The organism is Nocardia sp. NPDC005978, from assembly GCF_040614455.1.
Classification (GTDB): domain Bacteria; phylum Actinomycetota; class Actinomycetes; order Mycobacteriales; family Mycobacteriaceae; genus Nocardia.
The window spans coordinates 219,324-244,533 of sequence record NZ_JBEXUS010000001.1 but is presented as its reverse complement, the minus strand read 5'-3'; the positions used below and the strand labels follow the sequence as shown (position 1 = coordinate 244,533).

Annotated in this window: 20 protein-coding genes; 12 read left to right on the top strand and 8 right to left on the bottom strand. The window is 68.8% G+C overall.

The genetic code is table 11. The annotated features are described in order from the left end of the window. The first annotated feature begins 210 nt into the window (after positions 1 to 210). Positions 211 to 858 carry a sigma-70 family RNA polymerase sigma factor gene (locus tag ABZ319_RS01110; RefSeq protein WP_354984241.1) on the top strand — a complete coding sequence of 216 codons (648 nt, stop codon included), beginning with the start codon at positions 211 to 213 and terminating at the stop codon, positions 856 to 858. Positions 859 to 968: 110 nt separating this feature from the next. Here ABZ319_RS01110 and ABZ319_RS01105 read toward each other — a convergent pair whose 3' ends face one another. Both ABZ319_RS01105 and ABZ319_RS01100 read right to left on the bottom strand, forming a co-directional pair. Next, a complete protein-coding gene (locus tag ABZ319_RS01105) occupies positions 969 to 1,658 on the bottom strand; it encodes a TrkA family potassium uptake protein (RefSeq protein ID WP_354984231.1) in 690 nt (229 codons plus the stop codon). A 3-nt stretch (positions 1,659 to 1,661) separates the two neighbouring features. Beyond that, on the bottom strand, positions 1,662 to 2,327 hold the full coding sequence (locus ABZ319_RS01100) for a TrkA family potassium uptake protein (RefSeq protein ID WP_354984230.1): 666 nt from the start codon (positions 2,325 to 2,327) through the stop codon (positions 1,662 to 1,664). A gap of 257 nt (positions 2,328 to 2,584) precedes the next feature. Between ABZ319_RS01100 and ABZ319_RS01095 the strand changes: the two genes are divergently transcribed. Next, complete coding sequence (locus ABZ319_RS01095) at positions 2,585 to 4,579, top strand: APC family permease (protein WP_354984229.1); 1,995 nt, start codon at positions 2,585 to 2,587, stop codon at positions 4,577 to 4,579. Positions 4,580 to 4,587: 8 nt separating this feature from the next. After that, positions 4,588 to 6,045 (top strand): TRAM domain-containing protein, encoded by a 1,458-nt coding sequence (locus ABZ319_RS01090; protein WP_354984240.1) that lies wholly within the window; start codon positions 4,588 to 4,590, stop codon positions 6,043 to 6,045. Positions 6,046 to 6,176: 131 nt separating this feature from the next. On the opposite strand, the gene ABZ319_RS01085 is transcribed toward ABZ319_RS01090, so the two are convergent. Beyond that, positions 6,177 to 6,857, bottom strand: coding sequence for an SIMPL domain-containing protein (locus tag ABZ319_RS01085; RefSeq protein ID WP_354984228.1), 681 nt, complete (start codon positions 6,855 to 6,857; stop codon positions 6,177 to 6,179). Positions 6,858 to 7,152: 295 nt separating this feature from the next. Between ABZ319_RS01085 and ABZ319_RS01080 the strand changes: the two genes are divergently transcribed. Beyond that, positions 7,153 to 7,395 carry a hypothetical protein gene (locus tag ABZ319_RS01080; protein WP_354984227.1) on the top strand — a complete coding sequence of 81 codons (243 nt, stop codon included), beginning with the start codon at positions 7,153 to 7,155 and terminating at the stop codon, positions 7,393 to 7,395. Between the two features lie 248 nt (positions 7,396 to 7,643). Here ABZ319_RS01080 and glsA read toward each other — a convergent pair whose 3' ends face one another. Beyond that, on the bottom strand, positions 7,644 to 9,461 hold the full coding sequence (gene glsA, locus ABZ319_RS01075; protein ID WP_354984239.1) for a glutaminase A: 1,818 nt from the start codon (positions 9,459 to 9,461) through the stop codon (positions 7,644 to 7,646). 195 nt (positions 9,462 to 9,656) lie between these two features. Here glsA and dxs point away from each other — a divergent pair, with 195 nt between their 5' ends. Continuing rightward, positions 9,657 to 11,630, top strand: a complete 1,974-nt coding sequence (gene dxs, locus ABZ319_RS01070; protein ID WP_354984226.1) for a 1-deoxy-D-xylulose-5-phosphate synthase — start codon at positions 9,657 to 9,659, stop codon at positions 11,628 to 11,630. Between the two features lie 124 nt (positions 11,631 to 11,754). Beyond that, complete coding sequence (locus ABZ319_RS01065; RefSeq protein ID WP_354984225.1) at positions 11,755 to 12,573, top strand: enoyl-CoA hydratase; 819 nt, start codon at positions 11,755 to 11,757, stop codon at positions 12,571 to 12,573. Between the two features lie 126 nt (positions 12,574 to 12,699). Here the strand turns inward: ABZ319_RS01065 and ABZ319_RS01060 are convergent, their stop codons facing one another. Beyond that, a complete protein-coding gene (locus ABZ319_RS01060; RefSeq protein WP_354984224.1) occupies positions 12,700 to 13,956 on the bottom strand; it encodes a ribonuclease D in 1,257 nt (418 codons plus the stop codon). Between the two features lie 166 nt (positions 13,957 to 14,122). After that, positions 14,123 to 14,749: a DUF3000 domain-containing protein gene (locus ABZ319_RS01055; protein WP_354984223.1), complete on the bottom strand. Its 627-nt coding sequence runs from the start codon at positions 14,747 to 14,749 to the stop codon at positions 14,123 to 14,125. Positions 14,750 to 14,823: 74 nt separating this feature from the next. Between ABZ319_RS01055 and hemE the strand changes: the two genes are divergently transcribed. Next, positions 14,824 to 15,891 carry a uroporphyrinogen decarboxylase gene (gene hemE / locus ABZ319_RS01050; protein ID WP_354984222.1) on the top strand — a complete coding sequence of 356 codons (1,068 nt, stop codon included), beginning with the start codon at positions 14,824 to 14,826 and terminating at the stop codon, positions 15,889 to 15,891. 30 nt (positions 15,892 to 15,921) lie between these two features. Here the strand turns inward: hemE and ABZ319_RS01045 are convergent, their stop codons facing one another. Then, positions 15,922 to 16,275 (bottom strand): hypothetical protein, encoded by a 354-nt coding sequence (locus tag ABZ319_RS01045; RefSeq protein ID WP_354984221.1) that lies wholly within the window; start codon positions 16,273 to 16,275, stop codon positions 15,922 to 15,924. Between the two features lie 346 nt (positions 16,276 to 16,621). Here ABZ319_RS01045 and ABZ319_RS01040 point away from each other — a divergent pair, with 346 nt between their 5' ends. From ABZ319_RS01040 to ABZ319_RS01020, 5 genes are all read left to right on the top strand, one after another. After that, complete coding sequence (locus ABZ319_RS01040) at positions 16,622 to 17,641, top strand: helix-turn-helix transcriptional regulator (protein WP_354984220.1); 1,020 nt, start codon at positions 16,622 to 16,624, stop codon at positions 17,639 to 17,641. Then, complete coding sequence (locus ABZ319_RS01035) at positions 17,638 to 19,020, top strand: pyridoxal phosphate-dependent aminotransferase (RefSeq protein WP_354984219.1); 1,383 nt, start codon at positions 17,638 to 17,640, stop codon at positions 19,018 to 19,020. The genes ABZ319_RS01040 and ABZ319_RS01035 overlap by 4 nt, the downstream gene beginning before the upstream one ends. Beyond that, entirely contained in the window at positions 18,957 to 20,036 is a 1,080-nt protein-coding gene (locus ABZ319_RS01030) for a hypothetical protein (RefSeq protein WP_354984218.1), read from the top strand. Before ABZ319_RS01035 ends, ABZ319_RS01030 begins: the two co-directional genes overlap by 64 nt. 37 nt (positions 20,037 to 20,073) lie before the next feature. Further along, positions 20,074 to 21,555, top strand: a complete 1,482-nt coding sequence (locus ABZ319_RS01025) for a DUF222 domain-containing protein (RefSeq protein WP_354984217.1) — start codon at positions 20,074 to 20,076, stop codon at positions 21,553 to 21,555. Between the two features lie 958 nt (positions 21,556 to 22,513). Then, a complete protein-coding gene (locus tag ABZ319_RS01020; RefSeq protein ID WP_354984216.1) occupies positions 22,514 to 23,860 on the top strand; it encodes a protoporphyrinogen oxidase in 1,347 nt (448 codons plus the stop codon). Between the two features lie 312 nt (positions 23,861 to 24,172). Here the strand turns inward: ABZ319_RS01020 and ABZ319_RS01015 are convergent, their stop codons facing one another. Further along, positions 24,173 to 25,126, bottom strand: coding sequence for a threonine/serine dehydratase (locus tag ABZ319_RS01015; RefSeq protein ID WP_354984215.1), 954 nt, complete (start codon positions 25,124 to 25,126; stop codon positions 24,173 to 24,175). Positions 25,127 to 25,210: the final 84 nt, after the last annotated feature.

The following is a 25,210-nucleotide window of genomic DNA, read 5'->3' as shown; positions in this document are numbered from 1 at the left end:
CCCTTATCGCGCTATGAGCCCACCGCGCAACACCTTCGGTAACGGTTAGGGGGTGGAAGGGGGTGCCCACCCCACCCCTGGGGTACCTATTTCGGCGGCGCTGATCATCGCAGGATCGTTATGAGACGAAACGGCGAAAGGATCGCGGAGTTGATTACCGACGGCAAGGCAGTGGCAGCGCAGGACCGTAGCGAGGGGCGCGGTGCGGCGGTGCAGGCAACGGCCTCGCGCAGCAGGCATTCAGCGGGGCGGGGCACCACCACCAAGAACAACAGTGCGGCCACCTCGGAATCGCGGCGCGCGGCAGCGGAATTGGAGAAGCTGATCGGTCCCGCCGCGAGCGGTGACAAGCACGCGATCTCCGACATTCTGAAGATCGTGTACCCGCTGGTGCGGCGCTACTGCGCGGCCCGCATGGGCAATGGCGGTCACCTGCACGTGACGGCCGACGATGTGGCACAGGAGATCTGCATGGCGACGGTGCAGGCCATCCCGCGCTACCGGGACCAGGGCAAGTCGTTCCTGGCCTTCGTGTACGGGATCTCGGCCAACAAGGTCGCCGACGCGTTCCGCCGGGCGCAGCTGCACCCGGCCTACCCGGTGGCGGAGTTCCCGGACGAGGCGGGCCACGAGGCCGGCCCGGAGGAGCGGGCGCTGCAGTCCGAAACCCGTGCCGCCACGCGCGAACTCATGAAGGTGCTGGCGCCGACCCACCGCGAGGTGCTGGTCATGCGGATCGTGCTGGGCTGGACCGCGGCCGAGACCGCCGAGGCCATCGGCACCAGCCCGGGCGTGGTCCGGGTCATGCAGCACCGCGCGCTGAACAAGCTGCGCGCCGAGCTGAAGGTCGCCTCGTGATGCGGCCGCGTTCGGCGCTGGCAGATCGATACGTGTCCGCGCTCGCACCGGAACCGGTGTGGGCGCTGGCGCCGGAGCGGGGGAGCGCGGACGCGCTCGCCCCGGCGATCTCAGGCGGTGACGCCGAGGTTGTTGTCGAAACCGTTGACGCCGAGGGCTTTGCGTAGCTCGTCCTCGGCTTCCACGGAGGTGACGAACAGCAGTTCGTCCTCTCCCTCGAGCGAGTCGTCGGCCTGCGGGACGATGACCCGGCCGCCACGCAGAATGGTGACCAGCGCGGCATCGCGCGGCAGCTTCAGCATGCGAACGGCCTTGCCCGCCAAGGGCGTATCGGTGGGCAGTGTGATTTCCACCAGATTGGCCTGACCCTGGCGCAGGGTCATGAGCCGCACCAGATCACCGACCGACACCGCCTCCTCGACCAGCGAGGCGAGCAGGCGCGGAGTGGATACGGCCACGTCCACGCCCCACGAGGTGTCGAAGAGCCATTCGTTGCGGGGATCGTTGACCCGCGCCACCACCCGGCCCACGCCGAACTCGGTCTTGGCCAGCAGGCTGAAGACCAGATTCACCTTGTCGTCGCCGGTGGCAGCGATGACCACGTCGTAGGTTTCCAGGCCCGCCTCTTCGAGCGTCTCCAGCTCACAGGCGTCGGCGTGCGTCCAGACCGCGGCGGGCGCGCTGGTGGGATCGATGTGATCGAGGCGGCGTTCCAGCAGCATGACCTGGTGACCGCCACGCAGTAGTTCCTGGGCGATGGATCGGCCGACGGCGCCGGCGCCCGCAATGGCTACCTTCATTGCTCAGTCCTCGCTCGCGGGGGGATTTCCGGCCAGGGCCACGGCCTCGCCGACGGTCCCGGAGGTGGCGGCGATGTAGACGGTGTCATCGGCCTGCAGCATGGTCTTGGCGTTGGGGAGCACGCCCTGTCCGAAGCGGATCAAAAACGCCACGCGCGCGCCGATGGTGTTCTCCAGCGAGTGCACCGTGCGCCCGTACCACTCCTCGTGCAGCGTGAGTTCGGTGACCGCGACGGTGCCGGTGGGGTCGCGCCAGGTGGTGGTGGACTGATCGGCGACCAGATTGCGCAGGAACCGGTCGGTGGTCCACGGCACGGTGGCGATGGTCGGAATGCCCAGGCGCTCGTAGACGGCGGCGCGCTTGGCGTCGTAGATGCGGGCCACGACGCGTTCGACGCCGAAGGTCTCGCGGGCCACGCGGGCGGAGATGATGTTGGAGTTGTCGCCGGAGGACACCGCGGCGAAGGCGCCGGCACGTTCGATTCCGGCGCGGGTCAGCACATCCCGATCGAATCCGACGCCGGTGATGCACAGTCCGGGGAAATCGCGGCCCAGGCGCAGGAAGGCACTGGAGTTCTGATCGATCACCGCGACCTCGTGGCCGATGCGGACCAGGGCGCGTGCGAGCGAGGAACCCACCCGTCCACACCCCATGATCACTACGTACACCGTGCTGTCCCCATTTCCGAAAACCGTGGTGTGCGGTCTGGTTGCTTGTCCGGTTCGCAACCGTACCGCTCTAGTTTTTCCCGAGGCTTTTTCCCCCTCCGGTTGGTATTCAAACCGGAGCCGGGAAAAGCTCACAGCGTCTGCCCCCGCTGTCGCACCCGCATCGGCGCTTTTCTCCGGTAGCAAGCGTACGGCCACGAGATGAACCCGTCGCGCCGTGGACGCGACCGCGCTCGCGCTCCCCTATGCTCGCAAAAGTGTCGAAGTTGACGACGGCCGCCAAACGCATGCTGGTTGGCCGCCCCTTCCGTAGTGATTCGCTGGGTCACACCCTGCTACCCAAGCGAATCGCGCTGCCCGTGTTCGCCTCCGACGCGCTGTCTTCGGTGGCCTACGCGCCGGAGGAGATCTTCCTGGTGCTGTCGGTGGCCGGGTTGTCCGCGTACGTGTACGCGCCGTGGGTGGGCCTGGCGGTGGTGCTGGTCATGGCCGTCGTGGTCGCCAGCTATCGGCAGAATGTGCACGCCTATCCCTCGGGCGGCGGCGATTACGAGGTGGCGACCAAGAATCTCGGTCCCACGGCGGGTTTGACGGTCGGCAGCGCGTTGCTGGTCGATTACGTGCTCACGGTCGCGGTGTCGATTTCCTCGGCGGCGTCCAATATCGGTTCGGCCGTGCCGTTCGTCTCCACGCACAAGGTGTTGTTCGCGGTCGCGGCGATTGTGATTCTGACCGCCCTGAATCTGCGCGGTGTCCGGGAATCGGGCACCGCTTTCGCGATTCCCACCTATGCCTTCATGATCGGCATGTTCATCATGCTCATCTGGGGTTTCACCCGGATCGGCCTGGGGCAGGAGGTGCACGCGGAGTCCTACGGATTCGAGCTGAAGGCCGAGAACGACCATTTGTTCGGCATCGCGCTGGTGTTCTTGATCGCGCGCGCGTTCTCCTCGGGCTGTGCGGCGCTGACGGGTGTGGAGGCCATCAGCAACGGCGTGCCCGCGTTCCGCAAGCCCAAGTCCCGCAATGCGGCGACCACCCTGTTGTTGCTGGGCACGATCTCCATCACGCTGCTGATGGCCATGATCGTGCTGGCCCAGGAGGTCGGCATCGTCTACGCGCACGACACCAGCCAGCTGGGCGGCGCGCCCGAGGGCTACGAGCAGAAGACGTTGGTCGCGCAGCTGGCCGGTGCGGTGTTCAGCGGCTTCCCGGCCGGGTTCTACTTCATGACCATCGTCACCGCGCTCATCCTCGTCCTCGCGGCGAACACCGCGTTCAACGGTTTCCCGGTGCTCGGCTCGATCCTCGCGCAGGACCGCTTCCTGCCCCGCCAGCTGCACACCCGCGGCGATCGCCTGGCCTTCAGCAACGGCATCATCTTCCTGGCCGGTGCGGCCGTGGCGTTCGTGGTGCTGTTCGGGGCCGAGGTCACCAAGCTCATTCAGCTCTACATCGTCGGCGTCTTCGTCTCGTTCGTGCTGAGCCAGACCGGCATGCTGCGGCACTGGACGCGGCTGCTGCGGACCGAGACCGATCCCGGGCAGCGGGCGCGCATGAAGCGCTCGCGGGTGATCAACGCCATCGGCCTGACCATGACCGCGACCGTGCTGGTGATCGTGCTGATCACCAAGTTCCTGGCGGGCGCGTGGATCGCCATCGTCACCATGGCGGCGATCTTCGGCATCATGAAACTCATTCGCCGGCACTACGACACGGTGTCGCGCGAGCTCGAGGCGTCGGAGTCCGAATGGGACGGGGTGCTGCCGAGCCGGACGCATTCCATCGTGCTGGTGTCCAAGCTGCACATGCCCACCCGGCGGGCGCTGGCCTATGCCCGCGCCGGACGGCCCGACACGCTCGAGGCCATCACCGTCAACGTCGATGAGCCGGACACCCGGACGCTGGTGCGGGACTGGGAGCGCAGCGACATCTCGGTGCCGCTCAAGGTGATCGAGTCTCCCTATCGCGAAATCACCAAGCCGGTGGTCGATTACGTCAAGCGGGTGCGCAAGGACGCGCCGCGTGATGTGGTGACCGTGTTCATCCCCGAATACGTGGTCGGTCGCTGGTGGGAGCAGCTGTTGCACAATCAGAGCGCGTTGCGGCTCAAGGGCCGCCTGTTGTTCGAGCCCGGCGTGATGGTGACCAGCGTGCCGTGGCAGCTCAGTTCCTCGGCCAACGCGCTGCGCCCGACCCGGCAGATCAGCGCGCCCGGTTCGGTGCGGCGTGGATTCGGAGATGATGCGTGAGTTCGGGAATGGATTGGCGCGGAACGACCGTCGAGGTTCGCCTCGGTGCGCCCGGGCACGGCGGGTTCTGTGTGGCCCGGCACGAGGGCCGGGTGCTGTTCGTTAGGCACGGGCTGCCCGGTGAGCTGGTGCGCGCGATCGTCACCGAGGATCGCGGCGGCTCGTTCTGCCGCGCCGACGCGATCGAGATCCTGGAAGCCTCGGCCGACCGCGTGGACCCCGCCTGCCCGGTGTCGGGTCCCGGCGGTGCGGGCTGCTGCGATTTCACCCACGCCACCCCCGCCGCCCAGCGCGGTCTCAAGCACAGCGTGGTCGCCGAACAACTGCTGCGCCTGGCCGACTGGGAGCCCGAGTTCGAGGTGGAGGTGATCCCCGCACCGATGAGCGGGGTATCGGCGCCGCTGAAAGCCGGTGCGTACGGCTCGGTTTCCGGCGTTCCGGCAGTCGCCGATGCCTCGTCCCCGTCGATGAGCGGGACAACTCGGGACGCGGCGGCGGATCGGGCGGATTCCGGGCCGTCGGTGAGTGGCGCGCCCGCCGGTGTCGCGCCCGCTGCGGCCGGTGGCTGGCGCTCGCGGGTGCGCCTGGTCGTGGACGCGCAGGGCCGCGCGGGTGTGCACCGGTATCGCAGCACCGATGTGATCCCCGACCTGCGCTGCCCCCAGCCCATGGCTGGGGCGATGGAGGGCATTGCCGAGCGCACGTGGAAGCCCGGCGCGGACCTCGTGATCGCCGTGGACGGTGACGGCATGCGGCATCTGCTCGAGTTGTCCCCGGTGGTGCAATCGGGCCGGAGCAAGCGCGGCGGCAACGGTTTCCGGCGCGGGAGCGACCGCAACAGCACCGTCGCCCGCCGGGCCGCCGCGCACAGCCCGCGCGTGGAGAAGGTGTTCGACGGCACCGGTCGTGCCGTGCAGTACGTCGGGGGCCGTCGCTGGGAACTCTCGGCCACCGGCTTCTGGCAGCCGCACGCCGGTGCCGCGCAATGCTATTCGGACGTGGTGGCGGAGTGGTCAGACGCTGCCCCCGGCGCATTGACCTGGGATCTGTACTGCGGCGTGGGCGTTTTCGCGGCCCGGCTGGCCGGCCAGGTCGGTCCCGCGGGCGGCGTGCACGGCGTGGAATTCGCCCGCACCGCCGTCACGGAGGGCAAATCCGCCCTGCGCGACCTGCCCTGGGTGGATCTGCGCGCCGAACGCGTGGAGCAGTGGATAGTCGAGCAGCCGCCGACCGCGCCCGATGTGGTCGTCCTGGACCCGCCCCGCGCGGGCGCGGGCAAAGAGGTGATCAGCGCCCTCACCGAGCGCACTCCCCGCCGCATCATCCACATCGGTTGCGACCCCGCCTCGTTCGCCCGCGACCTGGGCCTGTACCGCAACGCCGGCTACGAGCCCGCCGCCCTGCGCGTCTTCGACGCTTTCCCCGGCACCCACCACGTGGAGTGCATCGCCCTGCTGGAACGCTGAGTGCGGGTCCGCCGCGCGACGGTCGGCGGTGATGGCGGCGAATGGCGTGCGTTCGTTGCCGCCGGTGGCAACGGGGTACGGCGTGCGCGCCCGTCCTGTTCGTTCCCCGCGGCGGGCTCGAGCCGGATGTATCAGCCGAGCTGCCAGGTCACCCGGACCTCGGCCGACAGTTCGCTCTCGCCGAGCTCGACGGGGATCGCGGCGGAGTCCAACGGGGCGGACTTCGCGGCGAAGGCGATGCGCGGGGCGGGAAGTGATGCGCCCGAGGTGTTCTCGGTGATCTCGAGCACCGGGCCGAGCGTGCGCCCGGCCCGCGCCGCGTACTGTTCGGCCTTGGCGCGGGCGTGATCCCAGGCCGCGTCGCGGGCCCGGGTCAGCAGGCTCTCCTCGTCGGCGACGCCGAGCGTGAGCCCGCCCAGTCGCACCTCGTCCCCGCCCGCGTCGACGGCGTGCGCGATGATCGCCGCGGGCCCGGGTTGCGCGGGCTTCTCCTCCGCCTCGATGTCGCGCAGCACGACGGTGAGCGAGGTGCTCGCGACGTATCCCACGACCTGCTCGCGATTGGCCTCGGTCCACACGGTCTCGGTGCGAACCGACAAACCGCTGGTCGAGACGTCGCGAGCGGGCACCCCGTCCCCGCGCAGCGACAGAATCAGCGCGTCGGCGCGCGCCCCGGCGCCGGCGTAGGCGGCGGCCACGGTGTCGGCCTTCTTCTCCACGGAGATGCTCACCCGCATGAGATCCGGTGTGGCGCTCGCGCTTCCGGCGCCGAACGTGGTGATGGTGCCGGTCTCGCTCACACTGCTGGTCACTACGTCCTCCTAGATCGGTTCCGGGGGCATCCCGATGCTACCGACGCCCGCCCATCCACCCCGCCCGCCGCGCGTCACGAGGCCCGATCCGCTCCGGCTTCCCGGCCCCGCGGCTCACCCCCCCCGGGACCGGCCCCGCCGAACCCCGGCGACTGGCACCACCGAGTGAACGAGCGTACTCTCCATCTATCGCGGTAGGTGCGTTTACAGTGGATACAAAGGGGTTCCAGGGTATGAGATCTCACGATTTCGGTGAACAAGCGTACGTTGAATCGGCGGTTCGGGGGGCGATCCGATGAGCGCCTTCGGCGAACTCGTCCAGGAACTCGCGCAGGCGGGCCGCCGCAGCGGCCGCCGTCTGTCCCGCGTCCGCGTCGACGCCACCCAGCGCACCGTCCTGGAGGTCCAGGACCTGCTCTCGGAGAGCCGCGACATCCTCTTCGGCGCGCTCCGCGCCAAGACCGACGACCTGCGCGCCAAGACCGACGACATCCGGATCAAGACCGAAGACCTGGCGTCCCGCAAGAAGCGCTACTGATCGCTGCCGGGCCGCCACGCAGCCGTGGCGGGAGCGGCGGCCCGGCCCGAGCATATCGGCGAGTTCCCGGCCGTCACCAGGCTGTTCGTCTGGTACGGGCGAAATTGGCGGGTCGGGTCAGCCGCCACCCTCGCGGCGGTCCCGGCACTCGGATATCGGCGGGTGAGCCCCCGGCTGCGGACCATCCGCCGCGACCGGTCGCCGGTTCCCGCGCCACGCCATCGAGCAGGGGCCGCGGGGCGCGACGGTCAGGCCCCGCCGTGCGCCGCCAGTGCCCGCACCGCCGCGTCCGTCTGCGAATACGCGGCCGTCGCAAGGCGCTCCAGCAGAGCCAGTTTCACCTCGGGGGCCTGGCTGGTGAGCCGATCGAACTTCTCCGGGGACAGCACGGCCAGGCGGACGGTGGTCTCGGCGTAGATGTCGTTGCTGAAATGCACGCCGGTGAGCAGGGAGATCTCCCCGAAGGACATGCCGGGGGAGAGCGTGATCAGGCGGTGCCGGCGACCGGCGTTGTCCTCGAAGGTGATTCGGACCCGCCCGTCCAGAATGAGAAACAGCCCCGCGCGCGGACTGTCGCGGGCGATCACCAGTTCGCCGCGCGCGATCGTGCGGATCTCGAATTCCCGTGCCAGCCGCACGCATTCGTCGTCCGGCAGTTCGGCCATCGCCGGATGCTCCTCGACCCGCAGCGCGGCGGGCGCGGTGTATCCGGGCGGCCGGTGCCTGTCGAGCACGAGCTGCTCGCACCATTCGGTGGCGCTGTCCCGGTCCACGAACACCCGTCCCACCGGATCGGCCGGATCCAGGCTCGACGACATGTGCCCGAGCTTGGCGTCCGGATCCACCAGTGCCACACGGCATCCCGCCGCCGCCAGTTCGGCCTGTACGTCGGCGAGCATGCGCGCGGCGATATCGCTGACGTCGCCGACCTCGCGCAGGTCCAGCACCAGCGCCTCCAGGTCTCCGGGCAGCTGTTCCACCGCGCGCACGGTGGACTCCGCGCCCGCGAACAGCAGGTCGCCGGCCAGTTCGACGATGCGCACCCGGTCGCCGTGGGCGCGCAGCAGCTCGAGCTCCTCGGGATCGCGCCGCAGCCGCGAGGGCGCTTCGGCCACCGAGTACGAGGCGCGAATCGCGGTGTGCGCGCCGCGGGTGACGTGCAGGAAGTGCAGGCCGAGCCGATGCGACAGTTCGCGGCACGCCATGACCCCGCGCACGCTGCTGCCGTGCTCGTCCAGTCGCGGCGAGTACACCGCGATGCCGAGCTGTCCGGGCAGCACGGCCAGAATCCCGCCGCCCACGCCGCTTTTCGCGGGCAGCCCGACCGTGGTGACCCAGTCGCCGGCGGCGTCGTACATGCCGCAGGTGGTCATGACGCTGAGAACTTGCTCGACGAGCGGGGCGACCAGGGCGCGTTCGTGGGTGAGTGGATGCACGCCGTTGTTGGCCAGTGTCGCCGCCATGAGGGCCAGATCACGGCAGGTGACGTCAAGTGAACACTGCCGGAAGTATCGATCGACCGCTTCGTCCGGATCGCCGTCCACGATCCCGACCCCGCGCAGCAGATATCCGATGGCCCGATTGCGAAATCCGGTACGCGCTTCCGAGGCGTACACGGCCTCGTTGAGTTTCAGTTCCCGCCCCGCGAATCGCCCGTAGCTACGTTGTATCCGAGCGAACCGGTCGGCCGGGTCACGACCCTCCACGAGCGAGGCCGCGGTGATCGCGCCGGCGTTGATCATCGGGTTGCGCGGGCGCTGTGTCCTGGGGTCCAGACTGATTTCGTTGAACGGTTCTCCGGTGGGCTCCACGTCGATACGCTGCGCGACCGCCGCCGGTCCGCGGTCCGCCAGGGCCAGCGCGTAGGTGAAGGGTTTGGAGATCGATTGAATGGTGAACGGGGTGTGCACATCCCCGCTCCCGTACACCTGACCGTCCGCGGTTGCCAGGCAGATGCCGAACGAATCGGGTTGCACCGCCGCGAGTTCCGGGATGTAGTCGGCGAGTTCACCGGAGGTGTCGGTCCGGCAGAGTTGATATACCTCGTCGATGAGCCGGGCCACCACGCCGGGGGCGGCCGAAATCGGATTTGCTGCGGTCGAATCGGAGTGGACCACGCGGCCACTGTATCCGGGTAATGTGTGTGGAGCCTCACATCTGAAGTGGATGTCGCAGGTGGCGTTCAGTTCCTGACTTAGCGGGCCGGTCGCGGCTCCGTAGACTGTTGCAAACACAGGAGACATCCGGAGGGAGCAATAGCCGTGGGAGTGCTTTCCCGGGTCGACATGCCCGAGGACCTGCGCCGGCTGTCGGTATCAGAGCTGCGTGAGTTGGCCGAGGAGATTCGTGAGTTCCTGGTGCGGAAGGTCGCCGTCACCGGCGGGCACCTGGGTCCGAACCTCGGCGTCGTAGAGCTGACCATCGCGCTGCACCGGATCTTCGACTCGCCTGCCGACCCGATCATCTTCGACACCGGTCATCAGTCGTACGTCCACAAGATCCTGACCGGTCGCAAGGACGGGTTCGACACCCTGCGCAAGGAGGGCGGCCTGTCGGGCTACCCGTGCCGGGCCGAGAGCGCGCACGACTGGGTGGAGTCCTCGCACGCCTCGGCCTCGCTGTCCTACGCGGACGGTCTGGCCAAGGCGTTCGCGCTGACCCGGCAGAAGCGCAGCGTGGTGGCGGTCGTCGGCGACGGCGCGCTCACCGGCGGCATGTGCTGGGAGGCGCTGAACAACATCGCCGCCGGGCAGGACCGCTCGGTGGTGATCGTGGTCAACGACAACGGCCGCTCCTACGCCCCGACCATCGGCGGCCTGGCCGACCGGCTCAGCGCGCTGCGCATGCAGCCCGCCTACGAGCAGGCCCTGGACGCGACCAAGCGCATCGTGCAGTCGATCCCGGGTGTGGGGGAGTCGGCCTATTCGATGCTGCACGCGCTCAAGACCGGCATCAAGGACGCGGTCGCCCCGCAGGAGCTGTTCGGCGACATCGGGCTGAAGTACGTGGGCCCGGTGGACGGGCACGACACGGTCGCGCTGGAGGCGGCGCTGCGGCGTGCCAAGGATTTCGGCGGTCCGGTGGTCGTGCACGTGGTGACCCAGAAGGGCCGCGGCTACAAGCCCGCCGAGGATCACGTGGCCGATCAGATGCACGCGATCAGCCGCATCGATCCCGAGACCGGTGAGCCGGTGGGCGGTTCGTCCGCGCCGAGCTGGACCTCGATCTTCTCCCAGGAGCTGATCGCGCAGGCCGAGCAGCGGGACGACGTCGTCGCCATCACCGCCGCCATGCCCGGCCCGACCGGATTGTCCGCGTTCGGAAAGCGCTTCCCGGAGCGCATGTTCGACGTCGGCATCGCCGAACAGCACGCGATGACCTCCGCGGCCGGTATGGCCCTGGGCGGTCTGCACCCGGTGGTCGCCATCTACTCCACGTTCCTGAACCGCGCGTTCGATCAGCTGCTCATGGACGTGTCGCTGCTGAATCTGCCGGTGACCCTGGTCCTGGACCGCGCGGGCATCACCGGCGACGACGGTGCGAGTCACAACGGCATGTGGGATCTGTCCGTGCTGGGCATCATCCCGGGCATCCGGGTGGCCGCCCCCCGTGACGGCGCGACCCTGCGCGAGGAACTGGGCGAGGCGCTGCACATCGGTGACGGCCCGACCGCCATCCGATTCCCCAAGGGCAGTGTCACGGAGGACATCTCCGCGGTGGAGCGCCTGGACGGGCTGGACGTGCTGCGCATGCCCGAGCTGCTGGACGGCGATTCGGCGCAGTCGGTGCGCGGCGACGTGCTGATCGTGGCCGTCGGCGCGTTCGCGGGCCTGGGCCTGCAGGTCGCCGATCAGCTGGAGGCCGACGGCGTCGCGGTCACCGTCGTGGATCCGCGCTGGGTGCTGCCGGTCAACGACGCCCTGGTGAAGATGGCCGAGAACTATCGCCTGGTGGTGACGCTGGAGGACAGCGGCCTGCACGGCGGCATCGGCTGTACCGTGTCGGCGGCGCTGCGCGCGGCGGGCCTGGACATCCCGACCCGCGATATCGGTGTGCCGCAGCAGTTCCTGGACCATGCCTCGCGCGCGCGGGTGCATCAGGATCTGGGTCTGACACCGGACGATGTGACCCAGCGGATCAGCGGCTGGCTCGGCGGCAACGCCACGGTCGAGCTCGATCAGGTCGGCGCCGATTCGGTGCTGGTCATCGAGCCCGAGCGGGCGCTCGCGGAATAGGCCGGCACCGGCGGCTTTTCGGGCATCGGCCGCCGGTATCGCACCAGCGGCATTCCCGGACGGGGTGGGCGCGAATCGCGTAAATTCTGGAACAGGTTTCAGTTTTCTGGTTCAGGAGTTGCGTATGTCCGAAGTCGACCCAGCGTTCGTGCTCGTCGAGAAGCCGCGACCGGGCATTGCGCTGGTCACCCTCAATCGTCCCGACCGCATGAACGCCATGGCCTTCGACGTCATGGTGCCGCTGCGCGAAACCCTCGAGGCCGTGGCCGCGGACAACGAGGTGCGGGTGGTGGTGCTCACCGGCGCCGGGCACGGCTTCTGCTCGGGCGCGGATCTGCAGCACGCGGGCCGGGTCCCGGGGGTGGAGGGCCTGACCAAGACCTCGGTCGCCCGCCGGTCCATGGATCTGCTCAACAACGTCATGCTCACCATTCGGCGCATGCATCAGCCGGTCATCAGCGCCATCAACGGCGCGGCCATCGGCGGCGGCTTCTGCCTGGCGGTCGGGACCGATGTGCGGATCGCGGCCGAGGACGCGTACTTCCGTGCCGCGGGCATCAACAATGGGCTGACCTCGGCCGAACTGGGCATCAGCTATCTGCTGCCGCGCGTGGTCGGCACCACGCGGGCCTTCGAGATCATGCTCACCGGGCGGGACGTGGACGCCGCCGAGGCCGAGCGCATCGGCCTGGTGTCGCGGGTCGTGCCCGCGGACAAACTGCTGGAGAGCTGCTACGACACCGCGGAGCAGATGATCCGCTGGAGCCGGGTCGGCACCGAGCTGACCAAACGCATGCTGTGGAGCGGGCTGGAGGCGAGCAGTTTCGAATCGCATATGCAGCACGAGGGCATCGCGCAGCTGTATGTCCGCCTGACCACCGAGAATTTCGACGAGGCCATTCGCGCTCGCCGCGACCGCCGTCCACCGGTCTTCGAGGACTGAAGTCGGCCCGCTGGGATCTACCCGGCGTGCGACGGCTGAGATCTCTACCGTCCGGTATGGATTTCGGCCCAGGACGCGCCGGGATACGGATTCGGCCGACGGCCGGTCCCGGGGTGCGGATCCGGGCTAGGAAGCCTGATCTTTCGCGGGGTAGAGCGCCCCGGCCAATCTCGGCACCGATAGCTCGCGTTGCCAGTCCCGCGCGCCGCCCGCGAGCAGGAAGTCGTCGATGAGCACCGGCGCGTCGCCGTTGGCGGCGGTGCGCGGCAGCCCGTCCCAGCACATGCGGCGCAGCAGGTCCGGGGTGAGCAGGTTCTCGACCGGCACGGAAACCTCGGTGGACAGTTCGGTCATGGCCGCGCGGGCGCGCTGCAACCGGGCGGCGGCGGCGGGGTCGCGGCGTTCCCAGCGATTGACCGGCGGCGGCCCGTCGAACGGCTGGGTCAGCGGCGGCAGATCGTTGTCCGGCAGGGCCCGGGCGCGCTCGACCGCGCCGAGCCATTCGCGCGAGTAGCGGCGCTGACGCGGGCCGCCGTACACCGGCAGCGCGCGCAGCTGTGCGATCGACTTGGGTTCGCTGGTGGCCGCGGCCACGATGGCCGAGTCGGGCAGGATGCGGGCGGGGGCGACGTCGCGGGATCGGGCGAGCCGATCGCGGGTGGTCCACAGTTCGCGCACGATGCCCAGTTGCCGGGTGCGGCGCAGGGTGTGGATGCCCGAGGTGCGCCGCCAGCGATCCGATTTCGGCGCGGACGGTTCAGCCAGTCGCACGTGTTCGAATTCCTGTGCCGCCCAGTCGGTCTTGCCCTGTTCCGCCAGTTCGGCGGCGACCGCGTCGCGCAGTTCCAGCAGCAACTCCACGTCGAGGGCGGCGTAGTTGAGCCATTCGTCGGGCAGCGGGCGCGTGGACCAGTCGGCAGCGCCGTGTCCCTTGCGCAGTTCGCGCCCGAGCAGCCGCTCCACCATGGCCGCGAGTCCGACGCGTTCGTAGCCGGCGAGCCGGCCGCCGAGTTCGGTGTCGAACAGCCGCGCCGGGTACAGCCCGAGTTCGGCCAGTCCGGGTAGATCCTGGTCGGCCGAGTGCAGCACCCATTCCAGCCCGTTGATGGCCTCGGCCAGCGGGGTCAGGTCGCCGTCCACGGGGATGGGGTCGATGAGGAAGGAGCCCGCTCCGGCGCGTCGCAGCTGGATCAGATAGGCGCGATTGGAGTAGCGGAAGCCGGACGCGCGTTCGGCGTCGACGGCCAGCGGGCCGGTGCCGGCGGCCAGCCGGGCGGCGGCCGCTGCGATGTCGGAGGCAGTGTCCAGTACCGGTGGTACACCGTCCGCGGGCGCGAGCAAGGGGACCGCTGCGGTGGCTTCGGGCTCTTCTGGTACGGACATGGTCTTGAACTCTACGTGTAGGACAGGGGCGGCCTGCGTCACGTCGAGTAAACGTCGGACCGCGACACGGCGCCGGGCTGTTCGGAATCGTAGTTGCCCGGCGCCGATTTGGTTGCGGTACACGTGTTCCCGAGCGCGCCACGCCGAGGGGCCGGCGCGGGCGCGTTCAGTTCGTGTCGTCGCCGGGCCGGATGTCCAGCGCCGTGACCCCGGCGGGCGGGAGCCCGGCGGCGTAGGCGAGCACCTCGGCGAAGGCTTCCACGTGCGGGCGCATCTCGGTGTCGCCGACCGTCCAGGACGCGCGGACCTCGAGCTGATGCGCGCGTGGCGGCCCGGCGATGTCGCCGTAGCGCACCGAACTGGTCGCGGTGACCGTGCCGCCGAGGGCGGTGAACGGTGTCCGTGACTCGAGCGCGTCCACCAGCCAGCTCCACGCCACCTCGGGCAGCAGCGGGTCGGCCGCGAGCGCGGAGTCGATGTCGGCCTGGAGGTAGGCGACCAGCCGGAACACGCCGTGCCAGGCTTCCTGCCCGTCCGGGTCGTGCAGCAGGATCAGCCGCCCGAAGGCGTCACCGTCGGAGTCCACCGGGACCACGTTGGTGTCCGGGCGGGTCACCTCGGCGCCCAGGGCGTAGGAGTAGGGGGCCAGGCGCTGCGGCGGCCGGATCGGAGCTAGCTCGATCCTTGGATGCACGGTTGCGGTTCCCATCGCATCGACCGCGGCGCGGAACCCTGTGGGTTCTTCTGGCTCCGGGGTCGGTGCGGCGCCGTCGCGGAAGTCGAGCGGTGTCACGTATGAGGACGGTAGACCTCTCGGGTGCGGTGTAGTGAGAGGCGCGCCGCCGGGGGCATTTACGATGGGCTGCGATGAGCACTCACAGCCGCCGCCACTTGCCCGATGCCCCCCTTCTCGTCGCCGCGTCCGGTGGCGTCCCGCATCGGCGTCCGGTGTGGTTCATGCGCCAGGCCGGACGTTCGCTGCCGGAGTACCGCGAACTCCGCAAGGGCGTGGGCATGCTCGAGTCCTGCTTCGATCCGGAGCTGGTGTGCGAGATCACCATGCAGCCGATCCGCCGCCACGATGTGGACGCGGCAATCCTGTTCTCCGACATCGTGGTTCCGCTCAAGGCCGCGGGCATCGATCTGGACATCGTGGCGGGCGTCGGCCCGGTGGTGGCCAACCCGGTGCGGACCGTCGCCGATGTGCGCGCGCTGCCGCGTCTGCGCGCGGAGGAGGTCGGCGCGGTGACCGCGGGTATCGGCCTGCTGCTGGACGCGCTGGATCAGACCCCGCTCATCGGTTTCGCCGGTGCGCCGTTCACCCTGGCCTCGTACCTGGTCGAGGGCGGCCCGAGCAAGAACCACGAGCGCACCAAGGCCATGATGCTCGGCGATCCGGAGACCTGGCATCAGCTGCTGGGCGTGCTCACCGACATCACCATCGAGTTCCTGCAGGCGCAGATCGCGGCCGGCGTGGACGCGGTGCAGCTGTTCGACTCCTGGGCGGGCGCGCTGACCCTGGCCCAGTATCGCGAGTTCGTGATGCCGCATTCGGAGCGCGTGTTCGCCGAGGTCGCCTCGGCGGGCATCCCGCGCATCCACTTCGGCGTCGGCACCGGCGAGCTGCTCGGCGCGATGGGTGAGGCGGGCGCGGACGTGGTCGGCGTCGACTGGCGCGTCCCGCTGACGGACGCGGTCCGCCGCGTCGGCCCCGGAAAAGCCTTGCAGGGCAACCTCGATCCGGCGGTCCTGTTCGCCGGCCCGGAGGCCATCGAGTCCGAGGTGCGCCGGATCGCGCACGAGGCCGACGAGGCGATCGCGCTGGGCGCGACCGGCCACATCTTCAACCTCGGTCACGGCGTGCTGCCGAACACCGACCCCGAGGTCATCACCGCGGCGGTGAAGCTGGTCCACAGCCTGCCTTCGCCGCTCTGACAACGTCTTTCGCAACCCGCCACGACGCGGTCACCACCCCGCCGGGGTGACCGCGCCGTGCCGGTGCAGGTGGCCGAGCGCCGGCCGGTTGCGCTGGGCGTCGCGCTGCAGCACACGCAGTGCGAGGCGCTCCACCACCTGCGGCAGGGTCAGTCCCAGATCCGCCGCGCGCGCGGCCGCCAGCTCCAGGACCAGTTCGGGATCGGCCGGGTCCGGATCGCTCAGGACCTCGTCCAGCACCATTCCGCTGATGGCGGCCTGCCGCGACAGCCGGCGCTCGGGCAGCCAGCTCAGGACCCAGTCGCCCTCGGATGCGGCTACGTGCCAGGCGATTTCGGGCGTGATGTCGCTGGTGACCAGCCCTGGCGAGAATGTGAGTGCCATCTGCGAAGCGCCTCCTTGCGTGCCCGGGCCTCGCTGCGCGGCCCTGATACCATCATGCGTTGCGCTGCCACGTGGTGATAGAAACTAAGCACAAAGTTCCCGGGTCGATGCACACCCAAACATTCTTATCTAAGCTCTTGAGATGAACGTAGTTGTGCGGTAACAGCACTCGGTCAACCGGAATCGTTCTGCCCGGCTTCAGGCCCGGTGTCACGCGCCCGCGGGCATCACCGCAGGTCACGAGTTACCGGTGAGTTTCGACGTGCGGATGATATTTACATGCTTAGACTCTGTCCCAGCGTGGCACTGGACGCATCATGCACACGACACGAATGGGAGAAGCGCTATGTCCGACTCGCCCGCGGGTGAGGAGCAGATCGGCCAGGTGATCCGCCGGTTACGCAAGGAACGCGGCCTCACCCAGGCGGATCTCGCGGCCGGGGTGGGCCGTTCCCGCAGTCTCATCCAGCAGATCGAGAACGGCACCCGCATCCCCCCGCAGGACGTGCGCGAGCACCTGAGTTCGCTACTGGGCGAGGCGCTCTCGGCCCCCGACACCGAGGACGCGGACCGGGCGTCCAACGATCTGCGCATGCAGTTCAACGTGCTGCTCGGCAAGGATCCCGACGCTGTCGCCCGCGGCATGGCCATCGCCCAGAACCTCATCGACGCCGCCGCCATCCCCGAGCAGTACTTCCCGCTGCGCGAGATCGCGGAGCGCCAGCTCGAGCAGGCCGAAGAGGTGTTGGTGCAGGTGCCCTCGGGCAATGCGCAGGTGCGCGAATGGAATACGGTGCACGACTGGCTCACCGTGCTGCGCTGCGCCCGCACGTCGGTGCGCGCCATCCACACCGCCGACCTGGGCACCATCACCGGCGACGTGGGCGACGAGTATCTGGAGGAGATCCTGCGCCTGGCCCGGACCGGCGTCTCGGTGCGCCGCCTGTACGTGGTCGACGCCATCGAGGACGTGTTCGCCTACGGTATCGGCCTGTGGCGCCAGGCCCGGGCGGGCGTGGACGCGGGCCTGGTGGATCGCCGCTTCGCCCCGAACGCGCCCAGCATGCTCGTGGTGGACAACGGCTACGTGGTGCGTGGTGATTACGACTTCTCCCGCCGCGAACGCACAGCGACCCGCTTCTCCACGCTCAAGCACGACATCCAGTTCGCCATCCGCGGCTTCGACAAGCTCGACAGCTTCCGCACCACCGGAAAACTGGTGGAGATCAACAACATCGTCCGGCAACCCGAACTGGCCGGCTATCAGCACCTGGACGAGAAGGGCCAGGGCCTGTTCCGCGCGGCCCTGCGCCGGGCCTGGGAGCAGGCCGGTTCGGACTCCGAGACAGGTGGTGGCGGCCGGTGATCGAACCCACGGCCGCACTGTCCGCTGTGGATCCCCTCGCCGCCGAGTTCTCCGGCGCCCGCCCCCGGTTCCCGGGCGCCGATCGCCGCGCGTACCAGGGTGTCATCGACGCCTACCACGGTGAGACCGGCCTGCCGCTGGACCCGCGCGCCGCGCACGCACTCGACACCGCGTGGCACGAGGTGCGGACCGGAACCCAGGGCGCGGACTACCGGGACCGCGATCTCTACGACAAACATCAGCCGCTGATCCTGCGAAATCTGGCGGCGGACCGCCTCTTTCAGCGCCTGCGCGCCCCCGGCGGTGACCTACCCGGGGTGCGGGTGGATCCCGGCGAGGTGATCGTTTGCCCGTACTCGAGCACGGTGCTGCTGGAGGAGGCGGTGGCGACGCTGGCCCGCCCCGGCGGGGTCCTGGTGTGTCCCGAGGGCTACTACAAGAACGCCGAGTCGCACGTTGCGAAATACGGCATGCGGTTGGTGTCGAGCCCGTCGACCGCCGACGACCGCTTCGCCATCGACCCCGATGCCCTGGCTCGCTGTCTGGAACAGCATGCGCACCAGGGAAATCTGTGCGGGGTCCTGCTGACCCTGCCCGGCAATCCGGTCCTGACCGAGTACACGGTGGAGGAGCTGACCGCGATCGGCCGCGTCCTGGCCGCGGCCCGCGTCCCCGTGATCTGCGATATGTCCTTCGATCTGCTGAGCGCCGCCCACGTCCCGATCGCGGCCCTGACGGTCCCGACCCCCGGCGGCCCGGTCCGCCTGTACGACCGGGTCCTGACGATCACCGGAAACTCCAAGGCGTTCAACGCCTTCGGCCCTTGCAAGCTCGGCGCGGCCTGCACGGGCGACAGCGCGTGGCTGGCCCGGATCGAGGCGCGCCTGCGGGTGTCGTTCCAGCGCGAGAGCACCCACCTGACCCGCGCGGTGCTCGAACACACCACCCCCGAGTACCTCGCCGCGAACCGGGATCGCCTGCGCCGCCGGGTGGACCACGCCCGCGACCTCGTGGCGGGCATCAACGCCCGGGCCGGATCGACCGTGCTGCGCCCGCTCGGCAGCTCCGACGGCATGTTCCTGACCGTGGAATTCGCGCCCGGGCCGCAGCTTTCGGCCCGGGCGCGCACGAGCGCGGAGCTGGAACGGCTGCTGCTGACCGAGGCCGGAATCGAATGCGTGGCCCTGGATCGCACCGGTTCGTCCCGCCTGGGCGTGCGGTTCAACGTGGTCGCGCCCCGCCTGGGTCCCGGCTTGGAGTCGCCGGAGCTGCTGGACGAGCTGTTCGATCGCCTCGAAGGTCTGCTCCAGCGGGTATGGGCCGTGCCCGTGCGCGGAAATGCGGTGCCGGAACACCGGATTCCCGTGCTCGCCTCATGATCGTCGGGGTACCCCGGGAGACAGCGGCACGCGAGTCGAGGGTGGCCCTGACGCCGCCGGACGTGCGCACCCTGGCGGGCAGCGGCATCCGGGTGGTGGTGGAGCTCGGTGCGGGGGAGTCGGCCGGGTTCTCGGACGCGGCCTACGCGGCCGCGGGCGCGTTCCCGGCGTCCTGCCCCGAGCGGGTGTTCGACGGCTGCGATGTCGTGGCCTGGGTGAAACCGCCCGCCTACGAACTGTCTTCGATGCCGCTGCGTTCCGGCCACGTGCTGCTGGGCTTCCAGGATCCGGTGCGCCGCCGCGACCCCATCGACCGGCTGCGCGCCCGTGGAGTGGAATCGGTTGCGTTCGAGCTGATCTCGGATCCGCTGGGCCGGGATCCGCTGTCCGCCATGAGCGGCATCGCCGGGGCGGTCGCGTATCGGGAGGGCCGGGCGCTGGCTCGCGACGCACTCGGCGCGCGGCTCACCACGGTGGTGGTGGGCTGCGGCCACGCGGGTCTGGCGGGAATGGCCGAGGCGGCGCGCCACGGTGATCGGACGGTGGCCGTGGGCTCGCGCCTCCACCGGGGCCCGGCCGCCATCGAGCGCGGCGCCGACGAATTCCAGCTGGCGGCAAGCCCGGAGTCTCTCGATCACCTGCTGGCGCGGATCTCGCCGGACCTGATTCTCACGGCGGCCGGCAGGGGGACGCTCGCCCCGTTGCTCCTGACCCACCGGACGCTCGCCCGGCTGCGTCCCGGCACGGTTGTGGTCGACCTCGCCGGGAAGGCGGGCGGAAACTGCGCCGCTACGTACTGTGATGACACCTATACGCTCGCCAATGGTGTTGTCATCAGTCATCGGTCGAACTATCCGGCCGACCTTCCTCACGTTGCCAGCCGAGCTTTCGGGGCTGCATCTGTTCGGATTCTGCTCCGCCTGGATGAATTCCGTTCCGCTGAGGATTTTTCGCTTTCGGAAGAGAATTCTGATCGGTATGATTGTGTGAAAATGGTTGTATCACAATTGAATTGAGCTATGCCCGGTTGCTATTGGGGAGTAGAATGGGGGTATGAATTCGGGAAGGGAATCCGCTATCGCGCAGAGTGTGCAAGCATTCGCTGCCGCGGTGGAAGGACTTCTCGAATCTCCTCTGTATTCGTTGTCCGATGACGAGGTCATCGAGATCATGCAGGACATCGAAATCGGCTTCCGCAAGCTCGAAGTGGCGAAGCAGCGCTTCGCTCTCGAATGTGGTGCGCGGGGGCTGTCCCCTCGGGCCGGGATCAAGAGCCTGATCGTGTTCCTGCAACAGACCTTGCGGATCTCGCATTTCGACGCGGCGGCTCGGGTGCGGAACGCGGACCGGCTCTCGACCGTGTCCGAAGGATCGTTCCAGCGGCCACCGGTGTTCCCGCATATCGCTGCCGCTCAGCGCGCTGGGGAGATCTCCGCCGAGCACGTGCAGGCGATCGTGAAAGTCCTCGATCGGATCCCCGCCAGCGTGGAACCGACATTGAAGGAACTCGCTGAACGCTCCCTGACCGACTTCGCGCGCACCGGCGACCCCAAAGGCGTGACCACACTCGGTGTCCGGGTCCTGGCATACACCGACCCCGACGGGGTGTTGACCGCGGACAACGACCGCCAGCGGATGCGCGGCATCTGCATCGGACGCCAGCGCGCGGATGGGATGTTCCCGATCTCGGGCCTGCTGACCCCGGAACTGGGTGCGGTGTTCCTGCCGATGTTCGCCAAGTTCGCGCGACCCGGCATGTGTAACCCCGATGATCCCGAGAGCCCGCACACCACCGCCGAACTCGGGATCGACACCGAGTCCGAAACCGACGACAGTGACGCGGACGCTGCCACCGTCGCTGCTCGGAACGTGTTGCGGGCTGCTGCCAAGCGTGATCACCGCAGCGAAGCGCAACGCAATCACGATGCGCTGCTGCGGTTCCTGCACCCCGACATGGGGCCCACCAAACTCGGCTACCACCGTGGGCTGCCGGTCTCGACCGTGGTCACCATGCGCCTGACGGACCTGGAGCAGCGTACCGGGCTCGCTACGACGAATACCGGTGGCACGCTCTCGATCACCGAAGCGATCAAGTTGGCCGCGCGGTCCACCCCGTACCTGGTGATCGTGGACGCCAACGGCCGCCCACTGCACCTCTCATGTGGCCAACGCCTCGCCTCGGCAGAACAGCGCCTCGCACTCACCGCGGTCGAACGCGGGTGCACCCGCCCCGGATGCGACGCCCCAGCCACCCGGTCGGCGGTGCACCACATCATGGAGTGGGCTGATGGTGGCGAAACGGACATCGAGAACCTGACATTCGCGTGCGATGCCTGCCACGCCCAGGTCAATTCTGGTCCGAACGGTTGGAAAACGATAGTGATGCCGCCCGATTCGGAGCATCCGGGCAAGACCGGGTGGATTCCCCCACCGCATATTGATCCGGCTCGTAGACCTCGGGTGAATTTCAGTCATCACCCGCGCGTGCCGAGTCCTTCGGGGATCCCGGGTATCCCGGCTCGGCGACTCTGCTAGAGCCCTGCCCTGCCGAAATCCCAAGCCACACCCGAAGAGCGAAGGGCGGCATCGGTGTTCACTCCAGTGGCCGACGTAGCCCGAACCCGCACGCACCCTTCGCCTTCCAGCGGGGTTCGGAAGGACAAGCACGAACAACGAGGCAGTGCCGGTCACTTCGCCTGCCGTACCCGACCTCGGCTCCCCAGCCGGGAGCGCTTTCACCCTTCCAGCGTGGCTGGATGACTGTGGGAACCTTCTCGAGCTTTACAAACACAAGACCCGTCATCGCTGAATACTGGTACTGCCTTAAGGGTGATTGTGGTGATCGGTAATCGATTCGAGGGTCGCTTGTACCCCCGCCGGTGGTAGATCCCGTTTTTCGGCCCGGAAGGGCTGGTACCGCCGTCGAGGCTCCCAACCGGACTCCGCTGCTACTCCGTTATCCAGGCTGCTTTGCTCCGGGAGGGCTGGAACCGTAGTCGAGGCTCTCAACCGGTCCCCGCTGCTACTCCGTTATCCAGGCTGCTTTGCTCCGGGAGGGCTGGAACCGTAGTCGAGGCTCTCAACCGGACTCCGCTGCTACTCCGTTATCCAGGCTGCTTTGCCCCGGGAGGGCTGGAACCGCAGCCCGACTCTCCCAACCGCACTCCGCTGGTTCTCGTTATCCAGGCTGCTCTCCCTGCGGGGGCTGGGACCGCAGCGAGACCCCCGACCGATCCCCGCTGGTTCTCGCTATCCAGTCGTCTGACAACGCAACCAGCTCCCAACGCGCCGATACCCCGAAAACCTGGCAACGCATCCATAAATCCCGACCCCGTCTATCGGCCCGGCAGCCACGGCCCCGCAGAACCCCTCCCTACCGGCACCCGGGTTCTCGCCCGCAAAGCCCCAACCTCATCGCCCACGCCCCCTCCGATCCCCCCACCCCCTCCCGGAGTAGTTTCGACCTGACCCCACCCCACCAAGGAGCCCCCCGATGCGCATAGCGATAGTCGGCAGCGGAATCAGCGGCCTGACAGCCGCCCACCGCCTCCGCAAAACCCTGGGCCCCACCCCAGAGCTACTGCTCATCGAACAACGGGACCGCATAGGCGGAATCCTCTACACGACCCCCCTGGCAGGCGATCCGATAGATCTAGGCGCTGAAGCCTTCGTAGGCCGCCGCCCGGAAATTCCAACCCTGATGCGCGAGCTGGGCATCGAGGATCAACTCGTCTACCCCGCGGGCCGCCGCCCCCTGGTCTGGTCCGCAGGCAGCACACACCCTCTCCCCGCTGCCACTCTCATGGGCATCCCCGCTACCGCCGAATCGGTCTCCGGCCTGGTGGACGCCGACACTCTGACTCGCATTTCCGAAGAACCGAATCGCCCCCTGACCTGGCAGCCCGGCACGGATATCTCGGTAGGCGCACTGGTGGCGGATCGCTTCGGCGAACAGGTGGTACGCCGCAGTGTGGACCCCCTACTCGGCGGCGTCTACGCGGGCACGGCCGATTCGATCGGCGTGCGAGCCGCGCTCCCCACTCTGGCCGCTGCCCTGGACGCAGGCGCGCGGAGTCTCACGCAAGCTGTTGCCGATGCCCTGCCCCCGCCCTCCACCGCTCCGGTCTTCGGCGGTATTCGAGATGGCTATGGCGTGCTGTTGGAGGCGCTGCGGGCGGCTGCCGATGCGAAGGTCGAAACTCACACCGAGGCAATAAATCTCACTCGCACTCCCACCGGCTGGCACCTGGATCCGGTGGGCGCGGTGGATGCGGTGATTCTCGCTACTCCCGCTCCGGTGACCGCTGCGTTCCTGCGCACGATTGCCCCCGAAGCAGCCGAATTGGCCGGCGCTATTCAGCTGTCCTCGTCAGCGGTCGTGGCACTGGCTCTCCCGCGGGAAACCGCTCTGCCCGATAATTCCGGCATTCTGGTCGCTACCGATGAATCGTTGAGCGCCAAGGCTTTCACGCTCTCCAGTCGCAAATGGCCGCACTTGGCCGAGCGCGATGTGGCCCTGGTCCGCGCGTCCTTCGGCCGCTTCGGCGATGACACCGCACTGTCTCGCTCGGATGCCGAGTTGATCGCCGCTGCCGTTGCCGATCTCACCACTGTCACCGGTGTCGAGATCGAACCCGTGAGCACGGTGGTGCAGCGCTGGCCCGGCGGTCTCCCGCAATACGCTCCCGGTCATACGGATCGCATAGCCGAACTCCGCACGGCGACAGCTGGACTCGATCGTCTGGCGCTGGCCGGTTCCTATCTGAACGGCGTAGGCGTACCGGCCTGTGCGGCTTCCGGCGCTGCGGCCGCCGATCGCATTGCGGCTCAACTGAGCTGACGCCGGCGCCTTCGGAGTCGGACACGGAGACGGCTGTGACGATCGTGTCAGCGGGCCGGGCTCGATGCGGTCGCTCGGTTCTCGCCGATGCGGTGGCCCGGGAACTTCTCGGCCCGGGGCCGCCGGATGCGTGTGCGTGGCCCTCTCGCTGCCCCCGTGCTTGCCCTCGTCGTCCGGCTGCCCGGCCGGACGACGCGCGGCCCGCAGATCCGACATCCACTGCTCGATTGTGCTGCGATCGCCCCCGGTCGGCTGATTCTCGAGCGCATCATGGGCCGGATGCGGTTGATCCGCACTCGACCGGCCGCGCGGTTACGTCAGATCCGACGTATCGGTGTTCGCGCCACACAGCACCACGGCGATTCGCTCACCGGCCGCGGGTCGATACGCTCCCGACAGCAGTCCCGCCAGAGCTGTCCCCGCCGCATGCTCGACCGCGAGTCGGTAGTCGGCCCACAGTGCACGCCGCGCTGCGATGATCTGCTCATCTGTCACCAGTATCGATCGCACATCGGCCACACTCGCCGCTGCGAGAGCCATGTCCGATGTCCGCTGTGCGCCCAGTGAGTCCGCTGCCACCGAATCGACGGTGACGTCCACCGGATGTCCCGCTGCCAGCCCGGCATTGAAGGCTCGGCAGTTCTCCGGTTCGACCGCGATCACGCGAATGCCGTGGTGCGCCGCTGCCGTGGCCACTCCGGTCAGTAATCCGCCACCGCCGACCGCGATCACGATCGTGTCGAGATCCGGTACCTGATCGACGATTTCGTCCAGCAGTGTCCCCGCTCCCGCTGCGATGTACGGGTCGTCGTACGCGTGCGAGCGCAGTGCGCCCGATGCCGCGGCGTAGCGCTCGCATTCGCCCGCTGCCTCGGCGTACGAATCGCCGCCGGTGAGTACCTGTGCTCCGAGTTCGCGCAGTCGCGCGACTTTCACGGCCGGTGCGGTGGCGGGCAGGAAGACGGTTGCGGCGGAATCGACCTTGTGTGCCGCCCACGCGCACGCTACTCCCGCGTTGCCGCCCGAGGCGATGGTCACGCCCGTGCGGGGAAGTGTGCCCGATTCGCGATGCGCGAGTGTGAAGTTCACCGCGCCGCGGGCTTTGAAGCTGCCCGCGTGCTGCAGATGCTCGAGTGCGAGCCAGACCTGGCAGGTGCTGTCGCCGGTGGGAATGCCGCCCGGGTCCATGGGTGCGAGCAGGACCGGGCGGATGTGGCCGGCGATGCGATCAGCGGCTGCTTTCACGTCGGCGTAGGTCGGTTGCACTGCGTTTCCTTCGCGGGTCGGTCGGGATAAGCGGTCGGGGGAGATGCGGTTCCGTTGTGCGGGCACACGACTGGCTCCGGACCG

Excerpts from the sequence above, each read along its gene's own strand:
- ABZ319_RS01105 (WP_354984231.1), bottom strand. The coding sequence starts at position 1,658 with ATGAAGGTAGCCATTGCGGGCGCCGGCGCCGTCGGCCGATCCATCGCC.
- ABZ319_RS01090 (WP_354984240.1), top strand. The coding sequence starts at position 4,588 with ATGGATTGGCGCGGAACGACCGTCGAGGTTCGCCTCGGTGCGCCCGGG.
- ABZ319_RS01080 (WP_354984227.1), top strand. The coding sequence starts at position 7,153 with ATGAGCGCCTTCGGCGAACTCGTCCAGGAACTCGCGCAGGCGGGCCGC.
- ABZ319_RS01065 (WP_354984225.1), top strand. The coding sequence starts at position 11,755 with ATGTCCGAAGTCGACCCAGCGTTCGTGCTCGTCGAGAAGCCGCGACCG.
- ABZ319_RS01060 (WP_354984224.1), bottom strand. The coding sequence starts at position 13,956 with ATGTCCGTACCAGAAGAGCCCGAAGCCACCGCAGCGGTCCCCTTGCTC.
- hemE (WP_354984222.1), top strand. The coding sequence starts at position 14,824 with ATGAGCACTCACAGCCGCCGCCACTTGCCCGATGCCCCCCTTCTCGTC.
- ABZ319_RS01045 (WP_354984221.1), bottom strand. The coding sequence starts at position 16,275 with ATGGCACTCACATTCTCGCCAGGGCTGGTCACCAGCGACATCACGCCC.
- ABZ319_RS01040 (WP_354984220.1), top strand. The coding sequence starts at position 16,622 with ATGTCCGACTCGCCCGCGGGTGAGGAGCAGATCGGCCAGGTGATCCGC.
- ABZ319_RS01030 (WP_354984218.1), top strand. The coding sequence starts at position 18,957 with ATGGGCCGTGCCCGTGCGCGGAAATGCGGTGCCGGAACACCGGATTCC.
- ABZ319_RS01025 (WP_354984217.1), top strand. The coding sequence starts at position 20,074 with ATGAATTCGGGAAGGGAATCCGCTATCGCGCAGAGTGTGCAAGCATTC.
- ABZ319_RS01020 (WP_354984216.1), top strand. The coding sequence starts at position 22,514 with ATGCGCATAGCGATAGTCGGCAGCGGAATCAGCGGCCTGACAGCCGCC.